Below are 25,464 nucleotides of genomic sequence, written 5' to 3' on the forward strand. Positions count from 1 at the left end.
TTCAGGGCTGCTTCCTGGCTACTTCACCGCGAGCAGCAGCGTGTCCGACGGCGAGCACCACACCGGCCGGGCCTCGCCGAAGCCCAGCGCCAGCAGAGTGCGCGCGTGCCACGCCGCCGACGGCGTGTCCCCGTCGGCGTGCTCGCCGTAGATCTCGAAACGACGCGCCGTCGGCCCGGCGAGCGCCGGGTCCTTCCCCGCGAGCTGCCACCATTCGGCCCAGTCCAGGACACCGTCCCGCTTGGCCTGATCCATGCGGGCGTGCCGCTGGGCGCGCTCGGCCGCGTTGATCCGGGGCGTGCTGTCGTCGATCATGTGGTCCGCGTTCATGAAGACACCGCCGTCGCGGACCAGTTCCGCGACCTGACCGTAGAGGGCCGCGAGGGGTTCGCTGTGCAGCCAGTGCAGGGCCGTGGCGGTCAGGACGGCGTCGTAGGAGTCGTACGGCAGCCGCGCCGGCCACTCGGGGTCCTTGAGGTCGGCCTCCACGAGGGTGACCCGGTCATCGCCGTCGAAGGTGCCGCGGGCGATGGCGAGCAGGGCCGGGTCGAGGTCGACGCCGGTGCTGGTGGCCGCCGGGAAGCGCGCCAGCAGCCGGGCGGTGATGCTGCCGGTGCCGCAGGCGAGGTCGAGAACCCGTGGAGCCGTGCCCACGAGCGCCTCGACCATGTCGAGCATGATCCGGAACCGTTCCTCCCGGTCCGGCATGTACCACTCCTGCTGCCGGTCCCAGCTCTCCTGCCACGCGGCCCAGTCGGTGCCCGTACTCGTCGTCATGGAGCCCGTCCCCCTTGTCTGCGTAATACCCTGGAAGCACGACCGGCTGTTACCCGACCGCAGACACGACCATAAAGCGCCCTCGTAAGGACTACAAGTGGAACTGGCCTATTACTCGGATTACGCCGTCCGTCTCGTCAACAGCGAGGAACCGGCCCGGGGCAAGGACTCGCTGACCTCGGTCGAGGCCGTCCGCGACCTGTTCGGCGCCAACGCGTCGGCGGCCCGCCGCGCCACGGACGCCGATGTCACGCGCTTCCGCTCGGTGCGGGCGCGGCTGCGCGCGGTCTTCGAGGCGGCCGACAAGGGCGACGAGACGCTGGCCGTGGACCTGCTGAACTCCCTGCTGCTGGAGTTCCCGGTGTCGCCGCAGATCTCCGGCCACGACTTCCGGGACGAGGACGGCCGCCCGCTGTGGCACATGCACCTGGCCGACCACCCGTCGAACGCGACGGCGGGCTATGCGGCGATCGCCGCGATGGGCCTGGCCTTCCACCTCACCGAGTACGGCGTCGACCGCCTCGGCCTGTGCGAGGCCGCCCCCTGCCGCAACGCCTACCTGGACACCTCCACCAACCGCTCCCGGCGCTACTGCTCCGACCGGTGCGCGACCCGCGCGAACGTGGCCGCCTACCGGGCCCGCAAGCGCCTGGAGGCCGACCGGTCGGGCAGCAGCGGCCTGGCCGTCGAGAGCGCCCAGCGCACCAGCGCCAGCGGCGAGCGCTGACCGGCGGGCAGCGGCCGGTACCGGAAGCGGGCGCGCCCGAGAATGAGCTCGTCCGGCACGACGCCGTAATCGGTGCTGTCCCCGCCCGCGTACGGATTGTCCCCGAGCACCCACCAGCCGCCGTCGCGCCGCTCCACGGCACGCTTGACGACGAGCAGGTCCTGCTGGAACGGATGACGCAGGACGACGACGTCCCCCGCCCTGACCGACGCGCCGTACCGCACCAGCAGCAGGTCACCGTGACGCAGCGTGGGCACCATGGACGGCCCGGTCACCTCCGCCACCCCGAAGGGCGCCCCGGCCCTCCCCCGCTCGGTCTCCTGCGACAGCTCCGGCATCCCCGGCACCTCCCCGGTCCGTTCCTCCACCAGTCTCAGTCTGACCCTGGACTTTTGTCCTAAGCCCTAGGGGGCACCCGAGAAATCGCCTTCCTCAGGGAGTAATGTCGCACCTGAGAAGACGATCACGAGGAAGGAATGCTCCATGCTTTCCCGCCTGTTTGCCCCCAAGGTCAAGGTCAGCGCCCACTGCGACCTGCCCTGCGGCGTGTATGACCCGGCCCAGGCCCGCATCGAGGCGGAGTCGGTGAAGGCCGTCCAGGAGAAGATGGCCGGTAACGACGACCCCCACTTCCAGGCACGCGCCACCGTCATCAAGGAGCAGCGCGCGGAGCTCGCGAAGCACCACGTCTCCGTGCTCTGGAGCGACTACTTCAAGGCCCCGCACTTCGAGAAGTACCCGGAGCTGCACCAGCTGGTCAACGACACCCTGAAGGCCCTCTCGGCCGCCAAGGCGTCCACCGACCCGGCGACGGGCCAGAAGGCGCTGGACTACATCGCCCAGATCGACAAGATCTTCTGGGAGACCAAGAAGGCCTGAGGCTTTCTGCCCTGCGCGAAGGGGCCCGGCCGGGTGTTCCGGCCGGGCCCCTTGCCGTACTGCTGATCACCAGGTCATGTCTCCCAACTCCCCTGGGGCCCGAGGGGCTTCGCCGGGGCTCGTAGACTCATGACGTGGCATTCATGAGCACCCCGCACTGCTGCTTCCTGTGACCGGAAGGCGTTGAGGGCGATGCCGGTCGGCGTCGCCCTCCTTGGTGTGCCCGCTGCGGGAACCACGTTCCCGGCGCGGCCCGCTCCCACCTGAGCGTCTCTTCCCTTCGCCCCTGCCAGGAGTGCTTCGTGCCCGTGTCGCTTCCCCCTGCCCTCGGACTGTCCCTCGACCTGCTGCGCTGCCCGACGTGCCGCACGCGCCAGCTGCACCCCGCCCGGGGCGCACTGCGCTGCCCGGTGGGCCACACCTTCGACATCGCCCGCCATGGCTACGCCGGCTTGCTCACGGGCACCCGCGCCACCAGCGGCGACGACGCGACGATGGTCCGGGCCCGGGACCGATTCCTGTCCACCGGCACCTACACGCCCATCCGCACGGCCGTGGGCCGCCTGGCGGCCGACGCCGTCTGTGAGCGGGCCACGGTGGTGGACGTGGGGTGCGGCACGGGCTACTACCTGGCCGGCGTACTCGACCAGTTCCCTGACGCCCGAGGTCTGGGCCTGGACACATCGGTGCGGGCGCTGCGCTCGGCCGCCCGAGCCCACGAACGAGCCGCCGCGGTGGCCTGGGACGTCTTCCGCCCCCTCCCACTGGCCGACGCAGCGGCCGATGTCGTGCTGAACGTGTTCGCCCCGCGCAACCCGGCCGAGTTCCACCGCGTGCTGCACCCCGCCGGCCGGCTGATCGTGGTCCGTCCCACCGGGCGCCACCTGGCCGAGCTGCGCGGCCGGTTGCCCGCGATGGTCACGATCGACCCGGCCAAGGAACAGCGCCTGCGCCGGGCACTGGACCCCTTCTTCGAGGCCTCCGTCACCGAACAGGTGGAGTACCCCGCGACCCTGACCAGGCTGGATGCCAGGGACCTGGTGGCGATGACGCCCAGCGCACGACACGTGAACGGCGCAGACCTCAGCGAGGACGGCCTCCTGCCCGATCAGGTCACCGTCTCCGTGCTGGCCACCGCCTACCAGCCCCGGTGACCAGGAGCGGGCGCGTGCGCCTGCTGACAAGGGGCCAAGGACGCCGGCCGACAGCATGCCCATCGGTGCCAGGTCGAGGAGGTCATGTCCTGGCGGGTCCCCTGACGCGCGGCGTCCGCACGGCTCACCCGGTGACCCGGTGGTGCGGAGAGGGCGGGGTGCGAGCCGGTCGTCACTCCGTGCGCAGGACCCGGGCGATGGTCTGCCGGGCCGCCGTACGCGCCGGAATCACCGCACCGAGCCCGGCGATCGCCACCCCGGCCAGCACCGGCACGGCCAGGGTCGCGGGGTGCCAGACGTCCAGCATCCGGGCCGGGAAGGTGAGATGGGCGCTGTGCTCGGTCATCGGGATCACCAGGCGGTAGGCCGCGACGCCCACCGGCAGCCCCAGGACTCCGCCGGCCAGGCCGAGTCCGGCCATGGACACCACGAGCATCACCGTCACCTGACGTGGTGTCATGCCGATCGACTTCAGCATCCCCAGGTCGCGCCGCCGTTCCCGGGCGCTCAGCACGACCGTGTTGAACACGCCCATCGCGGAGACGGTCGTGAGCATCAGGGTCAGCGCGGAGGCCGAGCCGATCACGGTCACCGCCCCGGCGTTGAGCGAGGTCTGCTCACTCGGGTAGAGCCCGGGATCGGCTGCCCGGACGGCCTTCACATAGGCGCCGGCATCGGCTCCGGGGGTGAGCCGCACCCAGTACTGGTTGGCCTGCGCGTGCGGTGCCAGGGCGGTCACCGTCGGCCAGTCGGCGCGCAGCCAGTCCGCCGGCCCGGCCATGACCTCCCCGACCAGGGTCACGCGCTCCGTCCGGCCGTGCGCCGCGCTCAGCGTGACCGAGTCACCGACACGCAGGCCGTACTTGGACAGGAACCTGCCGGAGGCCACCACCTCGCCGGGCCTGCGCGCCCACCGGCCCCTGGCCAGGTCGTCCTGGAGCGCGGACCGGCCCCCGCGCGCGCCCTGAATCGTCACGTCCTGGCTCTGCCCGAGCATCCGCACCCCGGCGAAGCCCACGCCGGACACGTCCGCCGCATGCGGCAGCGAGCGCAACAGGGCCTGGGTCGCGGCGTCGCCCTGGTGCGGAACGGTCTCCCCGAACCTGGCCTGCCCGGCGAAGACGACCACCTGCGTTCGGCCGGTGCCCTCGACCGCACCGCCGTAGGAGACCATCGTGGCCGACAGGCCGGTGGCGAAGGTCACCGTCGCCACCCCGAGCAGGACGGCGCAGACGGTGAGCAGCGCCCGCCCGGGCCGGGCGAAGGGCAGGCCCAGCCCCAGCGTCACCGAGCGCGGCAGCCGCACCCCGCTCAGCCACCGCTGCACCGCAGGCCGGCGTCCGCCGTCGGGCGCGCTGCCCGCGCTGATCGCCCGCGCGGCGGAGAGCCGGTGCGCGCGCAGCGCCGGAATCAGCGCGGCCAGCAGCACGACCGCGGGCATGCCCAGCGCCGTCGTCACGTACACCCAGGAGCTGATCGCCGGTCTGAGGGTCACCGTGCCGAGGTCGGCGCCGTAGAAGACCTGGTGCAGCAGCGGCCGTGCCACCACGGCGCCCACGGCGGTGCCGATCGCCGCGCCCGCCGTCGCCGGGACACAGACCATCACCAGGTAGACCGCGGTCACCTGGACCGGTGTGAATCCCACGGACTTGAGCACCCCGATGTGCCGGAAGCCGGACACGACGGCGCCGCTCACCACGTTGCCCACGATCAGCACGGCCACCAGCAGGCCGAGGACGCCGAAGGCCATGAGGAACGGCACGAAGGCGTTGGGGTCGGTGGCGACCTGCGCCTTCAGGGTCAGATACGACTGGTGGGCGAGGAGCGAGCCGGACGGCAGGCCGGCCCTCACCGCCGCGGTGTCCGCCGTGATCCGCCCGGCCGTGCCGGCCCGGTCGAAGCGGTACAGCATCTGGTACGTCGTGGGATGCAGGGCGTTGATCTGCCGTGGGGAGACCCAGGCCTGCGCGGTGCCGCTCACGCTGGACGCGAGTCCGACGACGGTCAGCGGTGCCAGCCCGGGCAGCCTGATCCGTCTGCCGATCGGAGAGTGCGGGCCGTCGCCCAACCCGGGCGCGTCCGGAAGCGCCAGGACGAGCTGGCCGGGGCCGGTGGCCCAGTGCCCGGCGAACAGGTCCAGCCGGTCGACCGCGCCGCCGGGGTCCGCCCGGCCCACCACGGTCAGCGGGCCCGGCCCCATCCCGGGCAGCTCGGCGACCGCGCTCTGCGGCAGGTCGACCACCGCTTCCGGGAACGGCCCGGCCGAGGCCCGCACGCCCGGTCGGTGCGCGGTCCGTGCCAGCCGGGTGCGGGTGACCTTCGTCGCGTCGAAGGTGGCGACGACGTGGGCGCCGTGCGCCTGGCCGAAGATCCGGTCGAACGGCCCGGACGCGACGTCCAGCAGGCCGAGGGCGACCACCAGGGCCACGGAGGAGACGAGGACCACCGCCCCGATCACGGCGGTCTGCAGCCGGCGGCGGCGCACGGCCGCGCGGGAGGCCCGCCACACCGCGCTCACGCCGTCCGCTCCAGGGTCCGGTCGCCGGTGATCCGGCCGTCCGCCATGGTCACCAGCCGGCCGGCGCAGCGCGTGGCCAGCCTCGGGTCGTGCGTCACCAGCAGCAGGGTCTGGCCGAGTTCGTTGAGGTCGATGAGCAGGTCCATCACCTGCTCACCCGCGTGGCTGTCCAGCGCGCCGGTGGGCTCGTCCGCGAGCAGCAGCGCGGGCCGGTTCGTCAGCGCGCGGGCCACCGCCACCCGCTGGCGCTCGCCGCCGCTGAGCGCGGCGGGGTAGACGTTCCGGCGGTCGGCGATGCCGAGTTCGTCCAGCAGCTCCAGCGCCCGGCGCCGGGCCTGGCGGGCCGGGGTGCCGGTGAGCTGGGCGGCCAGGGCGACGTTGTCGATCGCGGGCAGGTCGTCGATGAGGTTGAAGAACTGGAAGATCATCCCGATCCGGCGGCGCCGGAACAGCGCCAGTCCGGTCTCGTTGAGCGCGTCCAGGTCCTCGCCGTGCACGCGCACCTGTCCGGCACTCGGCCGGTCCAGACCGGCGATCATGTTCAACAGGGTCGATTTGCCGCAGCCGGACGGCCCCATCACCGCCACCGCCTCCCCGGCGGCGATCTCCAGCGACACGCCGTCCAGGGCGACGGTGTCGCCGTACTCCTTGCGCAGGCCGCTCAGCCGGACGACTTCCTGGCCGGGTACGGCGGCCGGGCCGGGCCCCGGGTTCGGGTCGCCGATGTCTTCGGTGGTCATGGCAGGGACGGTAGGCGGCCGGGTCCGTCCCGGCGTCAGCCCCCGGAGATATCCCGCGGCGGTGGTCATCCCGGCGATGTACGGGGTGGCCCCCGAGGAGGACGCCCGTGACTCCGCCGGCTGGCACGATGGTCGGCGTGTGGAGATCGGAGACGGGCGCGCTCCTCATCGCCCTGGCAGCGGTGGGCCTGGCGTCGGCCGGGGTCGCCGTCGTGCTGCTGGCGCGGGCCCACCGCCGGTACCGCAAGGTGCTGGAAGACCGGCGCTGGCTGCTGGAGCGCGAGCGGGAGGCCGCGGCCCGTACCGCGGTGGCGGCCGAACGTGCCCGCATCGCCCGCGAGTTGCACGACATCGTCAGCCACAAGGTCGGCCTCATGGTGGTCCAGGCGACGGCCGCCCGGGAGGTGCTCGCCACCCTGCCGGACGCGGCGGAGACCGCGCTGGCGGCCGTCGAGGGCGCCGGCCGCGACGCGATGACCGAACTGCGCCATCTGCTGGGCCTGCTGGCGCCGTCGCCGGACGGCGACGACCCCGCCGAGCCGAGCGGGCACGGCGACCTCTCCGGACTCGCTCCGCAGCCGAGCCTGCGCCAGCTGGGCACGCTCGTCGACCGGATCGCCTTCGCCGGACTGCCGGTCGAGGTGCGGATCTCCGGGGAACCGCGCCCGCTGCCTCCCGGCATCGACGTCACCGCCTACCGGATCGTCCAGGAGGCGCTGACCAACTCCCTCAAGTACGGCGACGGCGGCACGGCGACCGTGACGGTGCGCTACGCCGACCACAGCCTGCGGGTCGAGGTGCTGGACAGCGGACCGGGCGTGCCGGCCGCCGACCGCGCGAGCAGCGGTCCGGCACCGGGTGCCGGGAAGCGCCGGGACGAGGGGGCGGGGCGCGGCCTGATCGGCCTGCGTGAGCGTGTGGCCGTCTACGGCGGCCACTTCGACGCCCGGCGCCGCATCGGCGGTGGGTACCGTGTCCGTGCCCGCATCCCGCTGGAGCGCCCGTGACCGAACCCGCCGCAGACCCCGGCCTCGGCCCCGCGCCGGGCCGCATCCCGGACCGCCCTGTCCCGGCGCCTGTACCGGACCGCCCTGTCCCGGCCCCCGTACCGGACCGCCCTGTCCCGGCGCCTGTCCCGGTCCAGGAAACCGGCGCCCCGCGCGTCCTCATCGCCGACGACGAGGAGCTCATCCGCACCGGGTTCCGGCTGATCCTCACCTCGCGCGGCATCGAGGTCGTCGGTGAGGCGGCGGACGGACTGCAGGCAGTGGCAGAAGCGGAACGGCTGCGCCCGGACGTCGTCCTGATGGACATCCGGATGCCCGACCTGGACGGCCTGGAAGCCGCCAAGCGCGTCCTGCGGCTGGTCCCGCGCTGCCGGGTCCTGATGCTCACCACGTTCGACCTCGACCGCTACGTCTACGCCGCGCTCGCAGCCGGCGCGAGCGGTTTCCTGCTCAAGGACGTCACCGCCGCCCATCTCGCCGCGGCGGTACGGCTGGTGAACACGGGCGACGCGCTGCTCGCTCCCTCGATCACCCGCCGTCTGGTCGAGCGGTACGCGGCCGGCCAGGAGGCGGATCCGGCCCAGCCGGCGCACCGCCCCGCCACCGCGGCAACCGCGGCGCCCCCGCCTGCGCTCCACCGTGACCTGGCCGCGCTGACCCCCCGCGAACGCGAAGTGCTGGCCCTGATGGGCCGGGGCCTGTCGAACACCGAGCTCGCCGCGTCCCTCACGCTCAGCGAGGCCACGGTGAAGACCCACGTCGCCCGGATCTTCGCCAAGCTCGCCCTCCGCGACCGCGCCCAGGCCGTCGTCCTCGCCTACGAGACGGGCCTGGTCACGCCGGGCGGACGCGCGGTCACGCCCGGCGGACGCCCGGTCGCGCCCGGCGGAGCGGCCCCCGGCCGGCGGTGACCGGCGGCCGCCTGTCGCTGCGCGCGGGAGGGGCTACACCGCCAGCCAGGCCGCCTGGTCCGGGCCCAGCCGGCCGTCCTCGACGGGTTCGCTGGTCAGCAGGACCGCGGTGTGGTCGGGCAGCGGGTACGGCTCGCCGGAGAGGTTGACCACGCACACGAAGCCGGGGTCGCGGCGGAAGGCGAGGACTCCTGCCGGGGCGTCCAGCCAGGTGAGGGTGCCGTCGCCGAGGGCGGGGTGCGCGCGGCGCCGCCGCAGGGCGGCGCGGTACAGCTCCAGCATGGAGGTCTCGTCGCCGGTCTGCGCCGCGACGGTGCGCGCGGCCCAGTCGGCGGGCTGCGGCAGCCAGGGCGCGGCGGATGCGTCCTCGGGGCTGAAGCCGTACGGCGTGGTCCGCCCGGACCAGGGGATCGGCACCCGGCAGCCGTCGCGGCCGCGGTCGGTGTGGCCGGAGCGTTCCCAGACGGGGTCCTGGAGGACGGAATCGGGCAGGTCCTCGACCTCGGGCAGGCCGAGTTCCTCGCCCTGGTAGATGTAGGCGCCGCCGGGCAGGGCGAGCATCAGCAGGGCGGCCGCGCGGGCGCGCCGGGTGCCCAGTTCGAGGTCGAGGGGGCCTTCGGGCTCGTACCGCTCGTTGGCCACCCAGCGCCGGGCCGCCCTGCGGCCGTAGCGGCTGGCGTGGCGCATGACGTCGTGGTTGGAGAGCACCCAGGTGGCGGGGGCGCCGACCGCGCCCAGCATGGCGAGGGAGTCGTCGATGACCGTACGCAGGTCCTTGGGGTCCCAACTGGCCATCAGGAAGTCGAAGTTGAACGCGGTGTGCAGGCCGTCCGCGCGGACGTAGGCGGCCAGCCGTTCGGGGGTGTCCGCCCAGGCCTCGGCGACGAAGCACCGGTCGCCGGGGAACTCGTCGGCCACCTTCCGCCAGGCGCGGTAGATGTCGTGCACCTCGTCGCGGTCCCAGTGCGGGTGGTCGAGGTGCTGCCCGCGCCCGCCGGACCCGGCCCCGGCCGGACGCGGCGGCAGGTCGGGCAGTTCGGGGTGCTTGATCAGGCCGTGCGCCACGTCGATGCGGAAGCCGTCCACGCCCCGGGCGAACCAGAACCGCAGGATCGACTCGAACTCGGCGCGCACCTCGGGGTGCTGCCAGTTCAGGTCGGGCTGCTGGGGGGCGAAGAGGTGCAGGTACCACTCCCCGTCCGGCAGCCGGGTCCAGGCCGGGCCGCCGAAGGAGGAGACCCAGTCGTTGGGCGGCAGGGCGCCGTCGGGTCCGCGGCCGGGGCGGAAGACGTAGCGCTCGCGCTCCGGGCTGCCCGGTCCGGCCGCCAGGGCCGCCTGGAACCAGGCGTGCCGGTCGGAGGTGTGGTTGGGCACCATGTCGGGGATGATGCGGATCCCGTGCCGGTGGGCCTCCTCGATGAGTTGCTCGGCCTCGGCCACCGTGCCGAACAGCGGGTCGATCGCGCGGTAGTCGGCCACGTCGTAACCGTGGTCGGCCTGCGGCGACTTGTACCAGGGGTTGATCCACAGGGCGTCCACGCCGAGCGACGTGAGGTACGGCAGCCGGGAGCGGATGCCGGCGATGTCGCCGACGCCGTCGCCGTTGCCGTCGGCGAAGCTGCGGATGTAGACCTGGTAGATGACGGCGCTGCGCCACCAGGGTGCGGTACCGGGCATGCTGTTCCTTAGCAGTGGGAGGGTCTACTTCGCGGCACCGGCCGTCAGGCCGGCGACGATGCGGCGCTGGAAGAGCAGCACCATGACCACCAGCGGGATCGTGACGAGGACGCCCGCGGCCATCTGGCTGCCGAACGGGGTCTCGTACGTCGTGGCGCCGGTGAACTTGGAGATGGCGACCGGAGCGGTCTGCATCTCCGGCCGGTTGGTCATCGACAGCGCGATGAGGAACTCGTTCCAGGCGGCGATGAACGTGATGATCGCGGTGGTGAAGATGCCCGGCGCGGCCAGCGGGATGATGACCTTGCGGAAGGCCTGGCCGCGGGTGCAGCCGTCCACCATGGCGGCGTGCTCCAGTTCGTCCGGCATCTGCCGGAAGAACGTGGTCAGGTTCCACACCGCCAGCGGCAGCGCGAAGGACATGCTCGGCACGATCATGGACTGGTAGGTGTTGATCCAGCCGATGTCCGTGAACAGCTTCAGCAGCGGGACCACGATCGACACCACCGGGAACATCGAGGTGGCGATGATGAGGGTCAGGATCAGCCGCTTGAAACGGAACTCCAGCCGGGCCATCGCGTAGGCGGTGAACGTGGCCAGCAGCAGCGCCAGCACGGTGGTGACCCCGGCCACGACCAGGCTGTTGAGCAGCGCCCGGGTGAACCCCTGGGAGGCGCCGAACAGCGAGCGGTAGTTCTCGAACGACACCGGGGACGGGACGAGCGAGGTGTCGAAGATGTCGGAGGTGCGGCGCAGGCTGGAGACCAGCATCCAGTAGAACGGGGCCAGGCAGTAGGCCACCACCGCGGCGACCCCCACGTACAGCAGCCGGCCTCGCCACTTCCCGGCGGCCGCCCTTGTCGTCGCCCTGGTCGTCATGGCCGTCGTGGTCGTCATGCCGTCACCTCCGCGCGGCGCGCGAACACGAACCTGCGCCCGCTCCTGCGACCGCCTCCCGTGCCGGCGCCGCCGACGAGATCGGCGCCCAGCAGCCGTACGAAGGCGAGCGCGATCAGGAAGACGTAGAGGAAGAGCAGGACCGCGTAGGCGGAGGCCGGGCCGAAGCGGACGTTGGACGCCTCGTTCTGCGCCAGCATGGACAGCGTTTCCACCGAGTTCTTCTGCGCGCCGATCAGGATGTACGGCAGGTCGAACATCCGCAGCGCGTCCATGCAGCGGAACAGCATCGCCACCAGCAGCGCCGGCTTCACCAGCGGCAGCGTGATGTGCCAGAACCGGCGCAACGCGCTCGCGCCGTCGAGGCGCGCCGCCTCGTAGACCTCGTTCGGGATCACCTGCAGTCCGGCCAGGACCAGCAGCCCGATGAACGGGGCGGTCTTCCACACCTCGGCGACGATGACCGCGACCTTGGCGTGGAAGCCCTCGGTGGTCCACAGGATCTGGTGGCCGAGCAGGGCGTTGGCGATGCCGTCGCTGTTGAAGATCCATCGCCACAGCAGGCCGGAGATGGCCGTGGGCACCGCCCAGGGGACGAGGATGCCGGCCCGGACCAGGGCCCGGCCGCTGAACGCCCGGTGCATGATCAGGGCCATGGTCACGCCGATCACCGTCTCCAGGCCGACGGTGACGACGGTGAAGAAGGTGGTGTTCCAGAAGGCGTTCCAGAACCGGTCCCCGGCGGCGCCGAGGATGTCGGCGTAGTTCCTGAGCCCGACGAACGGCTCGGTGCTGCGGATGAAGCCGGTCTTCGGGTCGAGGCCCTTCGGCCCGTACAGCGACTCCCGCAGCGCCATGACCGTCGGGTAGAGCACGACGATCGTCAGCACCAGGAGCGTCGGGGAGACCAGCAGGGCCGCCAGCCGCCCGGTGCCGGCCGTGGCGCGGGTGCGGGACCGCCGGCCCGTCACCGGTGTGCGGGGCGGCCGGCGGGACCCGGGGGCGGCGGGTCCGGGCGGGATCCGGGTGTCGGTCATGACCGCGCCCCTCACTGCGCCGTGGCCTTCTGCAGCTCCCGCTGCAGGTCCTGCAGCGCCTGTGCGCTGCTCTTGGTGCCGGTCAGGGCGGCGTACGCCTCCTGCTGGACCGCCGAGGTCACATCGCCGTAGCTCACCACCCGCGGGCGCGGTACGGCGTGCAGGATCGACTGCTTGAGGACCGGAAGGTACGGGTACTGCCCGGTCAGTGCCGCGTCGTCGTACAGGTCGGCGTAGGGCGGGGCGAGGGAGGCCTTCTCCAGGAAGGTCTTCGCGGTCGTCTCGCTGCTGTAGAACTTCATGAAGTCCAGCGCCGTCGCCTTGTTCTTGGCGAAGGAGGACAGGGCCAGGTTGTGGCCGCCCAGGCTGGAGGAGCCGGGCCCGTTCAGGCCGGGCAGCGGCGCGACGGCGTACTTGCCGGCCAGCTTGCTCTTGCCGGCGAGCGCGTACATGTACGGCCAGTTGCGCAGGAAGACCAGCTTGCCGGCCTGGAACGCCTGCCGGCCGTCCTCCTCCTGGTAGGTGATGGCCTCCTTGGGGATCGTCCCGTCCTTGAACGAGCCGGCGAGGAAGTCCAGTCCCTCGCGCGCCGCCGGGGTGTCCACGTCCGGCTTGCCGTTCGCGTCGGTGACGACACCGCCCGCGGAGTTCACGGCCTCGGAGAAGTTCACCGTCAGGCCTTCGTACTTCTGGAACTGGCCCGCGTAGCAGGACATGCCCTTGGCCGCGGGCAGCTTCTCCACCTTGGCGCAGTCGGCCTTCAACTCGGCCCAGGTGGCCGGGGGTTTGGTGACCCCGGCCTGCTTGAGCAGGTCGGTGCGGTAGTACAGCAGGCCGCCGTCGGAACTGGCCGGGGCCGCGTACAGGCCGCCGCGGTACCGCGCCGTCTCCACCACCGGCTTGAGCATCCTGTCCAGCGGGAAGCTCTGCTCGGGCAGCCTGTCGATCCACTGGTGGGCGGCGAACTCCGAGGTCCACACGACGTCGAGGGAGAGCACCGTGTAGGCGTCGGACTTCGTCTCCGCGTTCTGGATCATCTGCTGGCGCTGCGCGTCCGCGTCCGTGGGCAGCTGGATGAAGGTGACCTTCTCCTTCGGGTGCAGCTTGTTCCACTGGTCGAGGACCGGCTGTACGGCGCCGGTGGTGTCCTTTCCGGCCACGTAGGTGATGGGGCCGCGGCCGGTGAACGACGTGGTCCCGGCCTGTCCTTGGGAGCCGCCGTCGCCGGACGAGCCGCAGGCGGCGAGGAGGAGTCCGGCGGCGGCGAGCGCGGCCGAGCACCGAAGGGCTCTGACTGTTCTGGTCTTCACTGTCTCTCCTGGTCGTGCGGAACCGAAGGCGACTCTGTTGCGAGACTGCGGTGTTGTGAGACTGCGAGGTGGTGAGACTGCGTTGTCACGACAGCTTCTTGATCAAACACGCAGGTCAATGCGGGTGAAGTAGACCCCGAGGGAGTGGCTTTGATCCCGCCGAGACAACGCTTGCACGCTAGGAGCGGGGTAACCGGAAGTCAATGCGTTACTTCTGGGTAATGAGAGGAGAACAGGGCACGGGAGCCGTGAAAGCGCTGTCACGGTGGGGCTCGACATGGGGCCCTTCTGTGCTACCGTCCGGCACATGCCACCAGCTCAGCGACACCCCACGATGGCTGACGTCGCCGAACGGGCCGGGGTATCCGCCTCCACCGTCTCGCGGACCCTGCGCGGACTGACCACCGTCTCGCCGGAGGTGCGCGCCCGGGTCGAACAGGCCGCCCGTGAACTGGACTTCGCCGTCTCGCGGCAGGCCGCGAGCCTGGTCACGGGCAGGACGGGCACCGTGGCGGTGCTCGTCCCCACCCTCAACGCGTGGTTCATGGGCTCGGCCCTCTCCAGCCTGGCCCCGGTGCTGCGGGCGGCGGGCATGGAGCTGACCGTCTATGTGATCCCCGATCTCGCCGAGCGCACCTCGTTCTTCGACCGGCTGCCCGCCCGCCGGAACGCCGACGCGCTGCTGGTCTTCTCCTTCGACCTCACCGAGGAGGAGACCGACCGGCTGGACAGCCTCGGCATGCCGGTCATCTATGTCAGCCAGCACGTCGACGGCCGCCCCAGCGTGTACGTCGACGACGTGGCCGGCGCCCTGCACGGCACCCGGCACCTGCTCAACCTCGGCCACCGCCGGATCGCCTTCATCAAGACGGTGGGCGCGAGCGGCTTCTCGTTCAGCTCCAACGAGCGGCTGCTCGGCTACCAGCAGGCGCTCGCCGAGGCGGGCGTCCCGCTCGACGACGATCTGGTGGCCGCCCTGCCGGTCGGCGACCAACGCGCCCTCACCGAAGCCCTCGGGCGGCTGCTGAGCCTGCGCGAGCCGCCCACCGCGGTCTTCGCCGAACAGGACGAGGTCGCCGTCGCCGTCATCCGGGCCCTGCGCCGGACGCGGATCGAGGTGCCCGAGCAGGTGTCCGTCCTGGGCTTCGACGACCAGCCGGTGGCCGACCTGTTCGACCTGTCCACCATCGCCCAGTCCCCCTCGGACATCGGCCACGAGGCCGGCCGGCTGGCCCTGAAGCTCATCGACGACTCCGAGCCGGACCACACGCAGCACATCGTGCTGCCCACGCATCTGATCCCGCGGGCCACCACCGCACCCCTGCACGCCGGGGAGTGGGAGGGCGACGGGGGTTCTCCGCGCGCCTGAGATTCCCGGCACCCCACGGAAGAGGCCCAGGGCGCCGAGGGTGAGGACGACGACCACGGCGACCGTGACACCGAGGCCGGCCGCGGCGGCCTTGCCGAGGGCGGACCAGTCGACATGCATGGGGGCTCCCGGAGTCTGTTGTGCAGCCCTGTAATGAGGGAGTCTGTTGTGCAGTCCTGTGCTGATACGTTCGGTTCTCTCCCGGTGTCCGTGCCCTGTGCCAAGCTGTGGACGTGACCCTGGAGGACCTCAGACGGCTGCGCCGGGTGCGCGACCGCATGGACCGTGAGTACGCCGAGCCGCTCGACATGGCCGAGCTGGCCCGGGGTGCCCACATGTCACCGGGCCACTTCCAGCGCAGCTTCCGCAAGGCCTTCGGCGAGACGCCGTACAGCTATCTGATGACCCGCAGGATCGAGCGGGCCAAGGCGCTGCTGCGCCGGGGCGACCTCACCGTGACCGAGGTGTGCCTCGCCGTGGGCTGTACGTCACTCGGCTCCTTCAGTTCCCGCTTCACCGAGCTGGTCGGGGAGACACCGAGCGCCTACCGCTCCCGCTCGCACGAGGAGAGCGCGGTGATCCCGTCCTGCGTGGCCCGCACCTTCACCCGCCCCCGGCGCCGCCCGTACGCCCCGTGACCGCCCCGGCCCCTGCCCTGGCCTCACCTGCCCGGCTCGCACGGCATCCCCCCGCGCCCGTGCAGCCGCCCCTTCCCGCTCTTCCTCCGCCCCCCGTCCGCCTTGCCGGCTCGCGCGCGTCCAGGGCCGGATGGGCCTAGCGTGAGCCCATGGACGTGAAACTCAAGAACTGCTTCATCGCGGTGGACGACCACGACAAGGCGCTCGCCTTCTACCGTGACGTGCTCGGCCTGGAGGTCCGCAATGACGTGAGCTTCGAGGACATGCGCTGGGTGACGCTGGGCTCGCCGCTGCAGCCGGACGTCGACATCGTGCTGGAGCCGCCGGGGGCGAACCCGGACGCGTCCCCCGCCGACCGGCAGGCGCTCGCGGAGCTGCTCGCGAAGGGCATGCTGCGGGGTGTCATCTTCACGACCGAGGACTGCGACGCGCTGTACGAGCGGGTGCGGGCGGCCGGCGCCGACGTGCTCCAGGAGCCGACGGACCAGCCGTACGGGGTGCGCGACTGCGCCTTCCGGGACCCGGCGGGCAACCAGCTGCGCTTCCTCCAGCGGCCCGCGCAATGAACGGCCCGGGTGGATTCCCCGGCCTGGTCGCCGAGTTCGCGCCTACACTCGCCAGGTGATCATTCGCTGGACGTACGCCTTCGTCGACCGGCCCGCCGGCCGGCTGCCCGAGGCCCGCGCCTTCTGGACGGCCGTCACCGGCACCCGGGCGTCCCTGCCGCGCGGTGAGTGGGACGAGTTCATGACCCTGCTGCCCGAGGGGGCGGCCGGGACGGACGCGTGCGTGAAGCTCCAGGGCGTCACCGAGGGCGCCGGCGGCGCCCACCTCGACCTGTGCACCGGGGACGTACGGAAGCTGATCGGGGCGGCCCTGGAAGCCGGTGCGGGGCTGGTCGCGGACCACGGCGAGTGGGCCGTACTGCGCTCCCCGGCCGGGCAGTTGTTCTGTGCCGTGCCCTGGCACGGGGAGTCGGTACGGCCGCCGGTGGTGGCCGGCAGCCGGCTGGACCAGGTGTGCCTGGACATCCCGCCGTCGGCGTACGCCGCCGAGTCGGACTTCTGGGCCGGTCTCACCGGCTGGGAGCGGCTGACGGGGTCCCGGCCGGAGTTCGAGGTGCTCAAGCCGCCGACCGGGCTGCCCGTCCGGATCCTGCTGCAGCGGCTCGACGACGAGCGCCCCGCCTCCGCCCACCTCGACCTGGCCTGCGCGGACATCGCCGCCGTCCGCGCCCGGCACGAGGAACACGGCGCCGCCCGGGTGAGCGAGGGCCCGCACTGGGCCGTGATGCGCGATCCGGCGGGCGGCGTCTACTGCCTGACCGGCCGCGACCCGGAGACCGGCGGCCTGCCGCACGCCGGTCGGTGATCCACGCGACGGGTGCCGGTCGGTGATCCGCGCGACGAACGCCGATCAGCGAGCCGCGCGACGGACGCCGGTCAGCGAGCCCGCCGTCGCGTAGAGGCAGATGACCCCGGCGGGCGGGGAGGCCTCGGCCGGGTCCGCCGGCGGACTCGGCGGGCAGGAGCGGTCGCCGCCCCGCTCGCCAGGGGGCTGCGGCTGCGGCTGGGGGCGCCGCGCACCCGGCGACGGACCGCCCGTGCCCGTGCCCGTCGTCCCAGACGTACAGCCCCCGAGGCCGGGCGTCCTCCCGGTGTCCGAGCGTGAGTCCCGCCCCCAGGACCACGGCGACCGCCCAGACCTCACCGCCCGGCGCCACCACCGGCGGCGAGGTGTCCCCCCTGCCCGGTCACCCCCAGGGCTCGACGTCCACCACGGCGTCGGCCGGCACCGGCCCGTACACATGCGGGAACTCCTCCCCGCCGGGCTCCATGGCCTCGTACTTCACCGGCGCGCCCACCAGGGCCGGGTCCACGACCAGCACGACCAGCTCGTCCGGGCCGTCGTAGTCCCCGTAGAGGAACTCGGCGATGCGCGGGAGCTGTTCGCGGGTGGAGAAGTGGATGAAGCCCTCCTGCTGCAGGGTGCGGCCACGGGTCGACACCTCATAGGTGCCGCGCTCGCGCGCCGCCTCCCACAGGGAGCGCTCGGTGATGTGGACGATGTGCGGAAGCTTCGGCATGCGGCCACGCTACGGCCTCGGCCGGGCCGCGGGCGCCTGCTTTTCCGGCGCCGGTCCCCTATCCGGCGCCCATGTCTTGTCCGGCGCCGATGTCGTCGGCGCCGTCCATGACGGGCCGGATCACCACGGGGTAGTCGGTCAGGCCCTCGGGGCCGGGGCAGCGGGTGACGCGTTCGGCGATCTCGGTGACCCGGGCCAGGCTCGCGCACTCCAGCAGCCAGTAGCCGACGATCACCTCCTGGGTCTCGCCGTACGGGGCGTCGGTGATCACCGACGCCCCGTCCTCGCCGCGGGCGACCAGCCGGGTCCGGGCGGGCTCCGCCAGGCCCTCGGCGTCGATGAGTTCGCCGGATTCGGTGAGGTCGTCGTTGATCCAGCTCATGTAGGCGTACATGGCCTTCAGCTGTACCTCGGTCCAGGCGGGGGCGTGCGGGGTGGCCCTGCCGCTCATCGCGTCGTAGTCCGCCTGCGTACCCTGCACCATCACCAGGTACTTCATGGTCCGCTCCTTCGGCTCGAGACTCCCGGCACGGCTCAGGATTTCTCGGCCGCGGACTCACCGGGGCGCGGATGCCCGGTCACGTCGGCCGGAGCCGGGGGCTCGACGGACTTCCCGTAGGCCGCGCAGCCCGGGTTGCGGCAGGGGCCGGGGCCCCACACCGGTACCCAGGCGCCGAGCGTCTTGCGCCGTCCGACGACCGTGTCGACGGGCTGTCCGCAGACGGGACAGACGTGACCCTCGCTGTCCATGCCCTCAGGGTAGGGCGGCGGGGGGTCCGGCGCTTCCCACGGCACATCGCCATGCACGCGGGCAGCGAGCCCCGCGCTACATCGGCATTCCCGCAGGCAGCGAGCCGCGCAGTGCATCGGCGTTCCCGCAGGCGGCGAACCACGCAGCACGTCCGCGCTCCCGCAAGCAGCGAACCCCGCGCCACATCGGCGTTCTCGCTGGCGGCGAACCACGCAGCACGTCCGCGCTCCCGCAAGCAGCGAACCCCGCGCCACATCGGCATTCCGGCAGGCGGCAAACCACGCAACACGTCCGCGCTCCCGCAAGCAGCGAACCCCGCGCTACATCGGCATTCCCGCAGGCAGCGAGCCGCGCAGTGCATCGGCGTTCCCGCAGGCGGCGAACCACGCAGCACGTCCGCGCTCCCGCAGACGGCGAGCCCCGCGCCACATCGGCGTTCACCCAGACGGCGAGCCCCGCGCGCTGTGGGGGGTTGCGCGGGGCTCGCCCGGCCGGAGACCCGGAGTCCGTGCGGGGTCAGGGAGCCGCACGGGCCCGGGACTCCGGGGTCCTCCCGGCTTCCGGGGGCCGCGGCGCTCAGCTGCTGCGCCGGGTCACGAACTCGGCGAGCGCCAGCAGACCGCCCGCCGCCTCGGGGACGGGGACCGCACGGGACAGCTCCTGCACGGCGCGGGCCATCCGGTCGGCCGCCTCGGCCTGCGCCCAGTCCCGGCCGCCGGCCCGCTCCACGGCCCGGGCCGTCAGCGCGATGCCCTCGACGTCACCGGCGACGTACGGCTTCCCGTACAGCTCGGCGAGTTCGGCCGCGGCCTCGGTGCCGGAGGACAGGGCCGCCACCACGGGCAGGGACTTCTTGCGGGCGGCGAGATCGGCACCGGCCGGCTTCCCGGTGTGCCGGGGATCGCCCCATATCCCGATGACGTCGTCGATCAGCTGGAAGGCGAGCCCCGCCTGGCGGCCGAAGCCGTCGAGTGCCGCCACGTCGTCCGGGCCCGCGCCCGCGTACAGCGCCCCCAGGGCGCAGGCGCAGCCCAGCAGGGCGCCGGTCTTCGCCTCGGCCATGGCGAGCACCTCGTCGAGGGTGACCTCGTCGGGGCCGCGGCGCTCCATGTCCGTGTCGGTGTGCTGGCCCGCGCACAGCTCCACGACACAGTCCGCGAGCCGGGCCGCCGCCGGGCGGGCGGCCGGGTGCGGGTCCTCGGCGAGCAGCCGCAGGGCCAGCGCCTGCAGGGCGTCACCGGCGAGGATCGCGTCGGCGTCACCGAACACGGTCCAGGCGGTGGGACGGTGCCGGCGCGAGGTGTCCCGGTCCATCACGTCGTCGTGCAACAGCGTGAAGTTGTGGACCAGTTCGACCGCCACCGCCGCCCGGACCGCCGCCGTACGGGCCGCGGGTCCGCCGAGTGCCGCGGCCGCGGCCAGAACGAGCGCGGGCCGTATCGCCTTGCCCGTCCTGCCGTTCGCCGAAGTGCCGTCCGCGTGCTGCCAGCCGAAGTGGTAGAGCGCGATCCGGCGCATGGGGGCGGGCAGCGACTCCAGGGCCGCCCGCAGCTCCGGGTCGACGACGGCCCGGGTGCGCTCCAGCAGCACAGCCGCCTCCTGCCCGTCGGCCTGCCCGTCGAGCCGACCGGCACCGGTGCCGGTGGTCCTCCCCCGGCGTTCCCCCGCCGTGCCGTGATGCGGCACGGCGGGGCAACGCTGCTCGGTCTCCGTCATGAACTCGGCCATGTCTCCCCCTCGCCAGGTCCGCGGACACCGGCGTCGCCGGCCCGGCCGGACGCATATGGCGAGGGTCTACCCTGCCCGGCGGGCGGGGACACGGCCGCGAAGTGCGGAAACGTCACCTCCACCGGCCGATCTCGACGTTCTCCAGCACGCCGAGCGCGTCGGGTACCAGCACGGCGGCCGAGTAGTAGGCCGTCACCAGGTACTTGATGATGGCCTGTTCGTTGATGCCCATGAAGCGGACGGACAGGCTCGGCTCGATCTCGTCCGGGATGCCCGACTGCCGGAGGCCGATGACGCCCTGGTCCTGCTCACCGGTACGCATCGCGATGATCGAGGTCGTGCGCTCCGGGGTGACCGGGATCTTGCCACACGGGTAGATCGGCACACCGCGCCAGGTCGGGATGCGGTTGCCGCCGATCTCGACGGTCTCCGGGACCAGCCCCCGCTTGTTCAGCTCGCGCCCGAACGCGGCGATCGCGCGCGGGTGGGCCAGGAACAGCTTGGTGCTGCGCCGGCGGCTGAGCAGCTCGTCCATGTCGTCCGGGCTGGGCACGCCGTCGTGCGGCTGGATCCGCTGGTCGTACTCGCAGTTGTGGAGCAGGCCGAAGTCGCGGTTGTTGATCAGCTCGTGCTCCTGGCGCTCCTTGAGCGCCTCGACGGTGAGCCTGAGCTGCTGTTCGGTCTGGTTCATCGGCTGGTTGTAGAGATCGGCCACGCGCGTGTGGATGCGCAGCACGGTCTGGGCGATGCTCAGCTCGTACTCACGGGGCCGGGCCTCGTAGTCCACGAAGGTGTGCGGGATGTCGGGCTCGCCGGAGTGACCGGCCGCCAGCTCGACCTCCTTCTCGCCGTACTTGTTGGTCCGCTGCTCCGGCACGGAGCGCAGCCGCTCGAGGTGCTCGCGCAGGGTGTCCGCGCGCTCGGCGACCTGCTGGAAGTCCTGGCGGCTGAGGATCAGCACGGTGGTCGCGGTGTCCGCGCGGACGGTGTACTCCCAGATGGCGTCCGGGTCGAGCAGCGCCTGCTCGCCGAAGTAGGCGCCGTCGGCGAGGACTCCGAGGACCGCGTCGTCGCCGTACGGGCCGGTGCCGACCTTCTCGACCCTGCCGTGGGCCAGCAGGTACACCTCGCCCGTCTGGTTGCCGAAGTCGGCGATCACCTCACCGGGCGCGAAGTCGCGCTGGCGGCAGCGCCGGGCGAGCTCCGTCAGCACCTCCTCGTCCTCGTAACCGCGCAGGGCCGGCAGCTCGCCGAGTTCGGCCGGGATGACCTCGACCTGGTCCCCGGTCTTCACGAAGGTGATGCGGCCGTCGCCGACGGAGTACGTCAGCCGCCGGTTCACCCGGTATGTGCCGCCCTGTACGTCCACCCACGGGAGTGTGCGCAGCAGCCAGCGGGAGCTGATCTCCTGCATCTGCGGAACGGACTTGGTGGTGGTGGCCAGGTTCCGCGCGGCCGCGGTCCCGAGGGACTGCTGTGGCCTGCCCTGTTCCGTGCGGACCTCTTCGCCTACCGACATAGAGAATTGCCTCCCAGGTATGCCCGGTGCCGAATCGCAGGGGGCACCGGGTCTCGGCACCGAGCCTTCCATCACGCACCGTGGTCGCGCCATTACCCGAAAGAGCGGGAATGGCTCATCGGACGAGTGGGCAGAAAGAGGGACTCACGCATCCCCCCGCCCAGGCGACAATGAAGCCGTGACCAGCAGCGACCCGCTCACCCCCCGCCTGCCCTCCCCCCTCCAGGAGGTACGGGACGACCGGTTCGGGCGGCACGGTCTCCGGCTCCTCCTCAAGCGCGACGACCTGATCCACCCCGACCTCGTCGGCAACAAGTGGCGCAAGCTCGTGCCGAACATCGACGCGGCGCGGGGCCGCCCCCTGGTGACCTTCGGCGGGGCCTACTCCAACCACCTGCGGGCCACCGCCGCCGCGGGCCGCGTCCTCGGGCTGGCGACCACCGGCGTGGTGCGCGGCGACGAGCTGGCCGGGCGCCCGCTGAACCCCTCGCTGGCCCGGTGCTCGGCCGACGGCATGCGCCTGCACTTCGTCGACAGGTCGACGTACCGGCGGAAGAACGAGCCGGAGACGCTGGCCGCGATCCTGCGCGCGGCCGGCGCCGAGGAGGCGTACGTGGTGCCCGAAGGCGGCAGCAACAGCGCGGCCGTCCACGGCTGCCGGGCCCTGGGCGAGGAGCTGCGCGGACACGCCGACGTCGTCGCGGTCGCCTGCGGTACCGGCGGCACGCTCGCGGGCCTGGCCGCGGGGCTGGGCCCCGGGCAGCGCGCGCTCGGCGTGCCGGTGCTCAAGGGCGGCTTTCTGGAGCGCGTCACCGAGGCCTTGCAGGAGAGTGCCTTCGGCGCCCGCACCGGCTCCTGGTCCCTCGACGAGCGCTTCCACTTCGGCGGTTACGGCCGTACGACCCCCGAACTGCACGCGTTCGCCGCGGACTTCGAGGACCGCCACGGGCTGCCCGTCGAACGCCTCTATGTCGCCAAGCTGCTCTACGGACTTGTCGCCCTGGCGGACGAGGGCGCCTTCGTGCGCGGCACGACGGTCGCCGCCGTCGTCACCGGCCGGCCGTTCCCCGAGCCCTTCGGCCGCTGGCGCTACTCCGCCTCCCGGTAGGCCGCCGCCTCCTCCAGGTCCAGGCGTCTGAGCAGGGCGCGCAGCATCTCGTCGTCGATGTAGCGGTGGTCGCGGAGCCTGACGAAGACCTCCCGCTCGGTGCTGATCACCTCGCGGGAGAGGCGGCGGTAGGTGTCGTCCACGGACTCGCCGGTCACGGGGTTGGTCTGGCCGAGGCGCTCCCAGACGGCGTTGCGGCGGCGCTCCAGGACCGTGCGCAGGCGGTCGGCGAGCGGCGGGGGCAGGGCGTTGCGCTCGTCGGCGAGGAGGTCGTCGAGGCGGCTCTCGGCGGCGCGGGAGGCCTGGGCCTGGGCGTTGGCCTCGGCGAGGGTCTCGGCCTGCGGGTCGCGGCCGGGGAACCTCAGCAGGCGGATCAGCGGCGCGAGCGTCAGCCCCTGCACCACGAGGGTGCCGATGACCGTGGTGAAGGTCAGGAAGAGGATCAGGTTGCGCTGCGGGAAGGAGGCGCCGCCGTGCACCGTGAGCGGGATGGAGAACGCGATGGCCAGGGACACCACACCGCGCATGGCGGCCCAGGACGTCACGATCGGCGCCCGCCAGGTGGGGTTGTCCTCGCGTTCCCGGATGCGCCGGGAGAGCAGGCGGGGCAGGAAGGCCGCGGGGTACACCCAGACGAAGCGGGCCGCGACGACCACGAGGAAGACCGCGATCGCGTACCAGGCGGCGTCGGCCCCGTGGTACGCGGCCAACCCCTTGAGGACGGTGGGCAGCTGCAGGCCGATCAGGGCGAAGACCGCCGATTCCAGCAGGAAGGCGACCATCCGCCACACCGCGTCCTCCTGGAGCCGGGTGGCGAAGTCGACCTCCCACGCGTGGTGCCCGAGGTAGACCGCGACCACGACGACCGCGAGCACCCCGGAGCCGTGGAACTGCTCGGCGACGCCGTAGGCGGTGAACGGGATCAGCAGGGAGAGGGTGTTCTGGAGAAGGGCCTCCCTCAGGTGCGTGCGCAGCCAGTGGATCGGCACCATGAGCACCAGGCCGACGACGATCCCGCCGATCGCCGCCCGCAGGAACTCGCCGATCCCGCCGGCCCAGGTGGCGCCCTCGCCGACGGCCGCGGCGAGGGCCACCTTGTAGGCGGTGATCGCGGTGGCGTCGTTGAGCAGGGACTCGCCCTGGAGGATGGTGGTGATCCTGGAGGGCAGGCCGACCCGGCGCGCGATCGCCGCGGCCGCGACCGCGTCCGTGGGCGCGACCACCGCGCCCGCCACCGGGCGCGCCGGGCAGCGGCAGTCCGGGTACGACGAGGTAGGCGACCCAGCCGACGGCGAAGGTCGCGAAGAGCACGTACCCGATCGACAGCAGCCCCACCGGCCGCATCTGGGCGCGCAGATCGAGGTACGAGCTCTCGGTGCCCTCCTTGTACAGCAGCGGGGGCAGCACCAGGGGCAGGACGATCTGCGGATCCAGGGTGTAGTGCGGGATCCCGGGGATGTACGAGACCGCCAGGCTCACGGCGACCAGCAGCAGCGGCGCCGGCACCGGAGTGCGCCGGGCGGCCCCCGCGATCGCCGCACTGCCCGCCACCAGCAACAGCAGCGGCATCACGTCCATGATCCTCGCCCACCCTCGTTTTCCGCGCGGTCAGCCGCACGCCCGTCGTAATCTGGCAATCATGAAACAGTGCACGCACGCCGACGCGCTGCCGCACCCGGAACCGGAACCGCTCGACGCGACCTGCCCGGAGTGCCTGCGCGACGGCACGCACCCCGTGCAGCTGCGGCTGTGCCTCACCTGCGGCCATGTCGGCTGCTGCGACTCCTCACCCGGACGGCACGCGACGCAGCACCACGAGACGTCCGGTCATCCGGTGATGCGGACCTTCGAGCCCGGCGAGGACTGGCGGTGGTGCTTCGTGGACCACGTACTGGTCTGAGCACGTCATCGCGTGATCACATTCCCGCCCGGCCGCCTTCTCGTGTGACACTGCATGGGGCGGTGGCCGTACGACGGTTCGAGCGTCTGACGTCTGGGTACGTCAACCCGGCGCGCGCTGTTCCCATTTGGGCCCGCAAACCCCCTAGACACGGAGCGTATACACAGCTTTACTGTGAGTGACGCCAGGGGGGTTGGGGTCCCGGGACAGAAACGTTGGGAGCGCGATAGCGTCACCGCGGAACCGCGTCCGCGTTACCCCGGGGGGCGACCCTCGGCCCCGTAAAGCTTGTACCACCATGGAGGTGAGGGTGTCCCAGATCGCAGGCGAGCCCGCGGCGAACCAGGACTTCGTGGAAGTCCGGCTGCCGGCCGCGGGTGCCTACCTGTCGGTGCTGCGGACGGCCACGGCCGGACTCGCGGCCCGCTTGGACTTCACCCTGGACGAGATCGAGGACCTGCGCATCGCCGTGGACGAGGCGTGCGCGATCCTGCTCCAGCAGGCCGTGCCGGGCTCCGTGCTCGGCTGTGTCTTCCGGCTCGTCGACGACTCGCTGGAGGTCACGGTCTCGGCGCCGACCACGGACGGTCACGCCCCCTCGCGGGACACCTTCGCCTGGACCGTGCTCTCGGCCCTCGCGGGCAAGGTCTCGTCCGCCGTCGACGAGGACAAGACCGTGTCGATCAGCCTCTACAAACAGCGCGGCGCGGGCCCCGGCCCGGCGTGAGGAA

At 72.5% G+C, this 25,464-nt stretch carries 25 protein-coding genes and 1 pseudogene; 12 read left to right on the forward strand and 14 right to left on the reverse strand.

Annotated elements, in window-relative coordinates:
- Positions 1-18: 18 nt before the first annotated feature.
- Entirely contained in the window at positions 19-777 is a 759-nt protein-coding gene (locus ABB07_RS12970) for a class I SAM-dependent methyltransferase (protein WP_208898865.1), read from the reverse strand.
- 97 nt (positions 778-874) lie between these two features.
- Here ABB07_RS12970 and ABB07_RS12975 point away from each other — a divergent pair, with 97 nt between their 5' ends.
- Complete coding sequence (locus tag ABB07_RS12975) at positions 875-1,504, forward strand: CGNR zinc finger domain-containing protein (RefSeq protein WP_208898866.1); 630 nt, start codon at positions 875-877, stop codon at positions 1,502-1,504.
- On the opposite strand, the gene sodX is transcribed toward ABB07_RS12975, so the two are convergent.
- A complete protein-coding gene (gene sodX / locus ABB07_RS12980; protein ID WP_208903411.1) occupies positions 1,408-1,842 on the reverse strand; it encodes a nickel-type superoxide dismutase maturation protease in 435 nt (144 codons plus the stop codon). The two genes, ABB07_RS12975 and sodX, sit on opposite strands and share 97 nt — an antisense overlap.
- Positions 1,843-1,987: 145 nt before the next feature.
- Here sodX and sodN point away from each other — a divergent pair, with 145 nt between their 5' ends.
- On the forward strand, positions 1,988-2,383 hold the full coding sequence (gene sodN, locus ABB07_RS12985; RefSeq protein ID WP_014674929.1) for a superoxide dismutase, Ni: 396 nt from the start codon (positions 1,988-1,990) through the stop codon (positions 2,381-2,383).
- A gap of 302 nt (positions 2,384-2,685) precedes the next feature.
- Complete coding sequence (locus ABB07_RS12990) at positions 2,686-3,537, forward strand: methyltransferase domain-containing protein (protein ID WP_208898867.1); 852 nt, start codon at positions 2,686-2,688, stop codon at positions 3,535-3,537.
- A gap of 172 nt (positions 3,538-3,709) precedes the next feature.
- Here the strand turns inward: ABB07_RS12990 and ABB07_RS12995 are convergent, their stop codons facing one another.
- Entirely contained in the window at positions 3,710-6,055 is a 2,346-nt protein-coding gene (locus ABB07_RS12995; RefSeq protein WP_208898868.1) for an ABC transporter permease, read from the reverse strand.
- Positions 6,052-6,795: an ABC transporter ATP-binding protein gene (locus ABB07_RS13000; protein WP_208898869.1), complete on the reverse strand. Its 744-nt coding sequence runs from the start codon at positions 6,793-6,795 to the stop codon at positions 6,052-6,054. Before ABB07_RS13000 ends, ABB07_RS12995 begins: the two co-directional genes overlap by 4 nt.
- A gap of 107 nt (positions 6,796-6,902) precedes the next feature.
- On the opposite strand from ABB07_RS13000, the gene ABB07_RS13005 reads away from it, so the two are divergent.
- Together ABB07_RS13005 and ABB07_RS13010 are read left to right on the forward strand one after the other, a co-directional pair.
- Entirely contained in the window at positions 6,903-7,802 is a 900-nt protein-coding gene (locus tag ABB07_RS13005; protein WP_244189339.1) for a sensor histidine kinase, read from the forward strand.
- A gap of 161 nt (positions 7,803-7,963) precedes the next feature.
- A complete protein-coding gene (locus tag ABB07_RS13010; RefSeq protein ID WP_208903413.1) occupies positions 7,964-8,713 on the forward strand; it encodes a response regulator transcription factor in 750 nt (249 codons plus the stop codon).
- Positions 8,714-8,746: 33 nt separating this feature from the next.
- On the opposite strand, the gene ABB07_RS13015 is transcribed toward ABB07_RS13010, so the two are convergent.
- Genes ABB07_RS13015 through ABB07_RS13030 form a run of 4 tightly spaced genes read right to left on the reverse strand, consistent with a single transcriptional unit; the run spans position 8,747 to position 13,634 of the window.
- Complete coding sequence (locus ABB07_RS13015; protein WP_208898870.1) at positions 8,747-10,390, reverse strand: glycoside hydrolase family 13 protein; 1,644 nt, start codon at positions 10,388-10,390, stop codon at positions 8,747-8,749.
- 24 nt (positions 10,391-10,414) lie between these two features.
- Positions 10,415-11,287 carry a carbohydrate ABC transporter permease gene (locus ABB07_RS13020; RefSeq protein WP_244189340.1) on the reverse strand — a complete coding sequence of 291 codons (873 nt, stop codon included), beginning with the start codon at positions 11,285-11,287 and terminating at the stop codon, positions 10,415-10,417.
- Positions 11,284-12,324 carry a carbohydrate ABC transporter permease gene (locus ABB07_RS13025; protein ID WP_208898871.1) on the reverse strand — a complete coding sequence of 347 codons (1,041 nt, stop codon included), beginning with the start codon at positions 12,322-12,324 and terminating at the stop codon, positions 11,284-11,286. The genes ABB07_RS13020 and ABB07_RS13025 overlap by 4 nt, the downstream gene beginning before the upstream one ends.
- A gap of 11 nt (positions 12,325-12,335) precedes the next feature.
- On the reverse strand, positions 12,336-13,634 hold the full coding sequence (locus ABB07_RS13030; protein WP_208898872.1) for an ABC transporter substrate-binding protein: 1,299 nt from the start codon (positions 13,632-13,634) through the stop codon (positions 12,336-12,338).
- A gap of 334 nt (positions 13,635-13,968) precedes the next feature.
- Here ABB07_RS13030 and ABB07_RS13035 point away from each other — a divergent pair, with 334 nt between their 5' ends.
- The 4 genes from ABB07_RS13035 (at position 13,969) to ABB07_RS13050 (ending at position 17,012) form a co-directional block, all read left to right on the forward strand.
- A complete protein-coding gene (locus ABB07_RS13035; protein ID WP_208903415.1) occupies positions 13,969-15,003 on the forward strand; it encodes a LacI family DNA-binding transcriptional regulator in 1,035 nt (344 codons plus the stop codon).
- A gap of 233 nt (positions 15,004-15,236) precedes the next feature.
- On the forward strand, positions 15,237-15,641 hold the full coding sequence (locus ABB07_RS13040; RefSeq protein ID WP_208898873.1) for a helix-turn-helix transcriptional regulator: 405 nt from the start codon (positions 15,237-15,239) through the stop codon (positions 15,639-15,641).
- Positions 15,642-15,790: 149 nt separating this feature from the next.
- Positions 15,791-16,207: a VOC family protein gene (locus tag ABB07_RS13045; protein WP_208898874.1), complete on the forward strand. Its 417-nt coding sequence runs from the start codon at positions 15,791-15,793 to the stop codon at positions 16,205-16,207.
- A 55-nt stretch (positions 16,208-16,262) separates the two neighbouring features.
- On the forward strand, positions 16,263-17,012 hold the full coding sequence (locus ABB07_RS13050) for a VOC family protein (protein ID WP_208898875.1): 750 nt from the start codon (positions 16,263-16,265) through the stop codon (positions 17,010-17,012).
- Positions 17,013-17,394: 382 nt separating this feature from the next.
- Here ABB07_RS13050 and ABB07_RS13055 read toward each other — a convergent pair whose 3' ends face one another.
- The 5 genes from ABB07_RS13055 to ABB07_RS13075 form a co-directional block, all read right to left on the reverse strand.
- Positions 17,395-17,727, reverse strand: coding sequence for a DUF952 domain-containing protein (locus ABB07_RS13055; RefSeq protein WP_208898876.1), 333 nt, complete (start codon positions 17,725-17,727; stop codon positions 17,395-17,397).
- A 58-nt stretch (positions 17,728-17,785) separates the two neighbouring features.
- Positions 17,786-18,226, reverse strand: a complete 441-nt coding sequence (locus tag ABB07_RS13060) for a YciI family protein (RefSeq protein ID WP_208898877.1) — start codon at positions 18,224-18,226, stop codon at positions 17,786-17,788.
- Positions 18,227-18,261: 35 nt separating this feature from the next.
- The gene (locus ABB07_RS13065; protein ID WP_208898878.1) at positions 18,262-18,477 is read right to left on the reverse strand and encodes a hypothetical protein; all 216 of its coding nucleotides are present in this window, start codon (positions 18,475-18,477) and stop codon (positions 18,262-18,264) included.
- A gap of 577 nt (positions 18,478-19,054) precedes the next feature.
- A complete protein-coding gene (locus ABB07_RS13070) occupies positions 19,055-20,206 on the reverse strand; it encodes a family 2 encapsulin nanocompartment cargo protein polyprenyl transferase (protein ID WP_208898879.1) in 1,152 nt (383 codons plus the stop codon).
- Positions 20,207-20,318: 112 nt separating this feature from the next.
- A complete protein-coding gene (locus ABB07_RS13075) occupies positions 20,319-21,725 on the reverse strand; it encodes a family 2B encapsulin nanocompartment shell protein (RefSeq protein WP_208898880.1) in 1,407 nt (468 codons plus the stop codon).
- A 178-nt stretch (positions 21,726-21,903) separates the two neighbouring features.
- Here ABB07_RS13075 and ABB07_RS13080 point away from each other — a divergent pair, with 178 nt between their 5' ends.
- The gene (locus tag ABB07_RS13080; RefSeq protein ID WP_244189341.1) at positions 21,904-22,833 is read left to right on the forward strand and encodes a 1-aminocyclopropane-1-carboxylate deaminase/D-cysteine desulfhydrase; all 930 of its coding nucleotides are present in this window, start codon (positions 21,904-21,906) and stop codon (positions 22,831-22,833) included.
- Here ABB07_RS13080 and ABB07_RS13085 read toward each other — a convergent pair.
- Positions 22,815-24,411, reverse strand: a pseudogene (locus tag ABB07_RS13085) (Na+/H+ antiporter). The gene ABB07_RS13080 and the pseudogene ABB07_RS13085 overlap by 19 nt on opposite strands.
- 61 nt (positions 24,412-24,472) lie before the next feature.
- On the opposite strand from ABB07_RS13085, the gene ABB07_RS13090 reads away from it, so the two are divergent.
- Positions 24,473-24,733, forward strand: a complete 261-nt coding sequence (locus ABB07_RS13090; protein ID WP_055706000.1) for a UBP-type zinc finger domain-containing protein — start codon at positions 24,473-24,475, stop codon at positions 24,731-24,733.
- Positions 24,734-25,043: 310 nt separating this feature from the next.
- On the forward strand, positions 25,044-25,460 hold the full coding sequence (locus ABB07_RS13095; RefSeq protein WP_055705999.1) for an ATP-binding protein: 417 nt from the start codon (positions 25,044-25,046) through the stop codon (positions 25,458-25,460).
- Positions 25,461-25,464 lie beyond the last annotated feature (4 nt).

Source organism: Streptomyces incarnatus (assembly GCF_001027185.1).
Taxonomy (GTDB): domain Bacteria; phylum Actinomycetota; class Actinomycetes; order Streptomycetales; family Streptomycetaceae; genus Streptomyces; species Streptomyces puniciscabiei.

What these genes read in the sequence shown, in the direction of transcription:
- ABB07_RS12970 (WP_208898865.1), bottom strand. Translation starts at nt 777, where the DNA reads ATGACGACGAGTACGGGCACCGACTGGGCCGCGTGGCAGGAGAGCTGG.
- sodX (WP_208903411.1), bottom strand. Translation starts at nt 1,842, where the DNA reads ATGCCGGAGCTGTCGCAGGAGACCGAGCGGGGGAGGGCCGGGGCGCCC.
- sodN (WP_014674929.1), top strand. Translation starts at nt 1,988, where the DNA reads ATGCTTTCCCGCCTGTTTGCCCCCAAGGTCAAGGTCAGCGCCCACTGC.
- ABB07_RS13000 (WP_208898869.1), bottom strand. Translation starts at nt 6,795, where the DNA reads ATGACCACCGAAGACATCGGCGACCCGAACCCGGGGCCCGGCCCGGCC.
- ABB07_RS13015 (WP_208898870.1), bottom strand. Translation starts at nt 10,390, where the DNA reads ATGCCCGGTACCGCACCCTGGTGGCGCAGCGCCGTCATCTACCAGGTC.
- ABB07_RS13020 (WP_244189340.1), bottom strand. Translation starts at nt 11,287, where the DNA reads ATGACGACCACGACGGCCATGACGACCAGGGCGACGACAAGGGCGGCC.
- ABB07_RS13025 (WP_208898871.1), bottom strand. Translation starts at nt 12,324, where the DNA reads ATGACCGACACCCGGATCCCGCCCGGACCCGCCGCCCCCGGGTCCCGC.
- ABB07_RS13035 (WP_208903415.1), top strand. Translation starts at nt 13,969, where the DNA reads ATGGCTGACGTCGCCGAACGGGCCGGGGTATCCGCCTCCACCGTCTCG.
- ABB07_RS13045 (WP_208898874.1), top strand. Translation starts at nt 15,791, where the DNA reads ATGGACGTGAAACTCAAGAACTGCTTCATCGCGGTGGACGACCACGAC.
- ABB07_RS13055 (WP_208898876.1), bottom strand. Translation starts at nt 17,727, where the DNA reads ATGCCGAAGCTTCCGCACATCGTCCACATCACCGAGCGCTCCCTGTGG.
- ABB07_RS13060 (WP_208898877.1), bottom strand. Translation starts at nt 18,226, where the DNA reads ATGAAGTACCTGGTGATGGTGCAGGGTACGCAGGCGGACTACGACGCG.
- ABB07_RS13065 (WP_208898878.1), bottom strand. Translation starts at nt 18,477, where the DNA reads ATGGACAGCGAGGGTCACGTCTGTCCCGTCTGCGGACAGCCCGTCGAC.
- ABB07_RS13070 (WP_208898879.1), bottom strand. Translation starts at nt 20,206, where the DNA reads ATGGCCGAGTTCATGACGGAGACCGAGCAGCGTTGCCCCGCCGTGCCG.
- ABB07_RS13075 (WP_208898880.1), bottom strand. Translation starts at nt 21,725, where the DNA reads ATGTCGGTAGGCGAAGAGGTCCGCACGGAACAGGGCAGGCCACAGCAG.
- ABB07_RS13090 (WP_055706000.1), top strand. Translation starts at nt 24,473, where the DNA reads ATGAAACAGTGCACGCACGCCGACGCGCTGCCGCACCCGGAACCGGAA.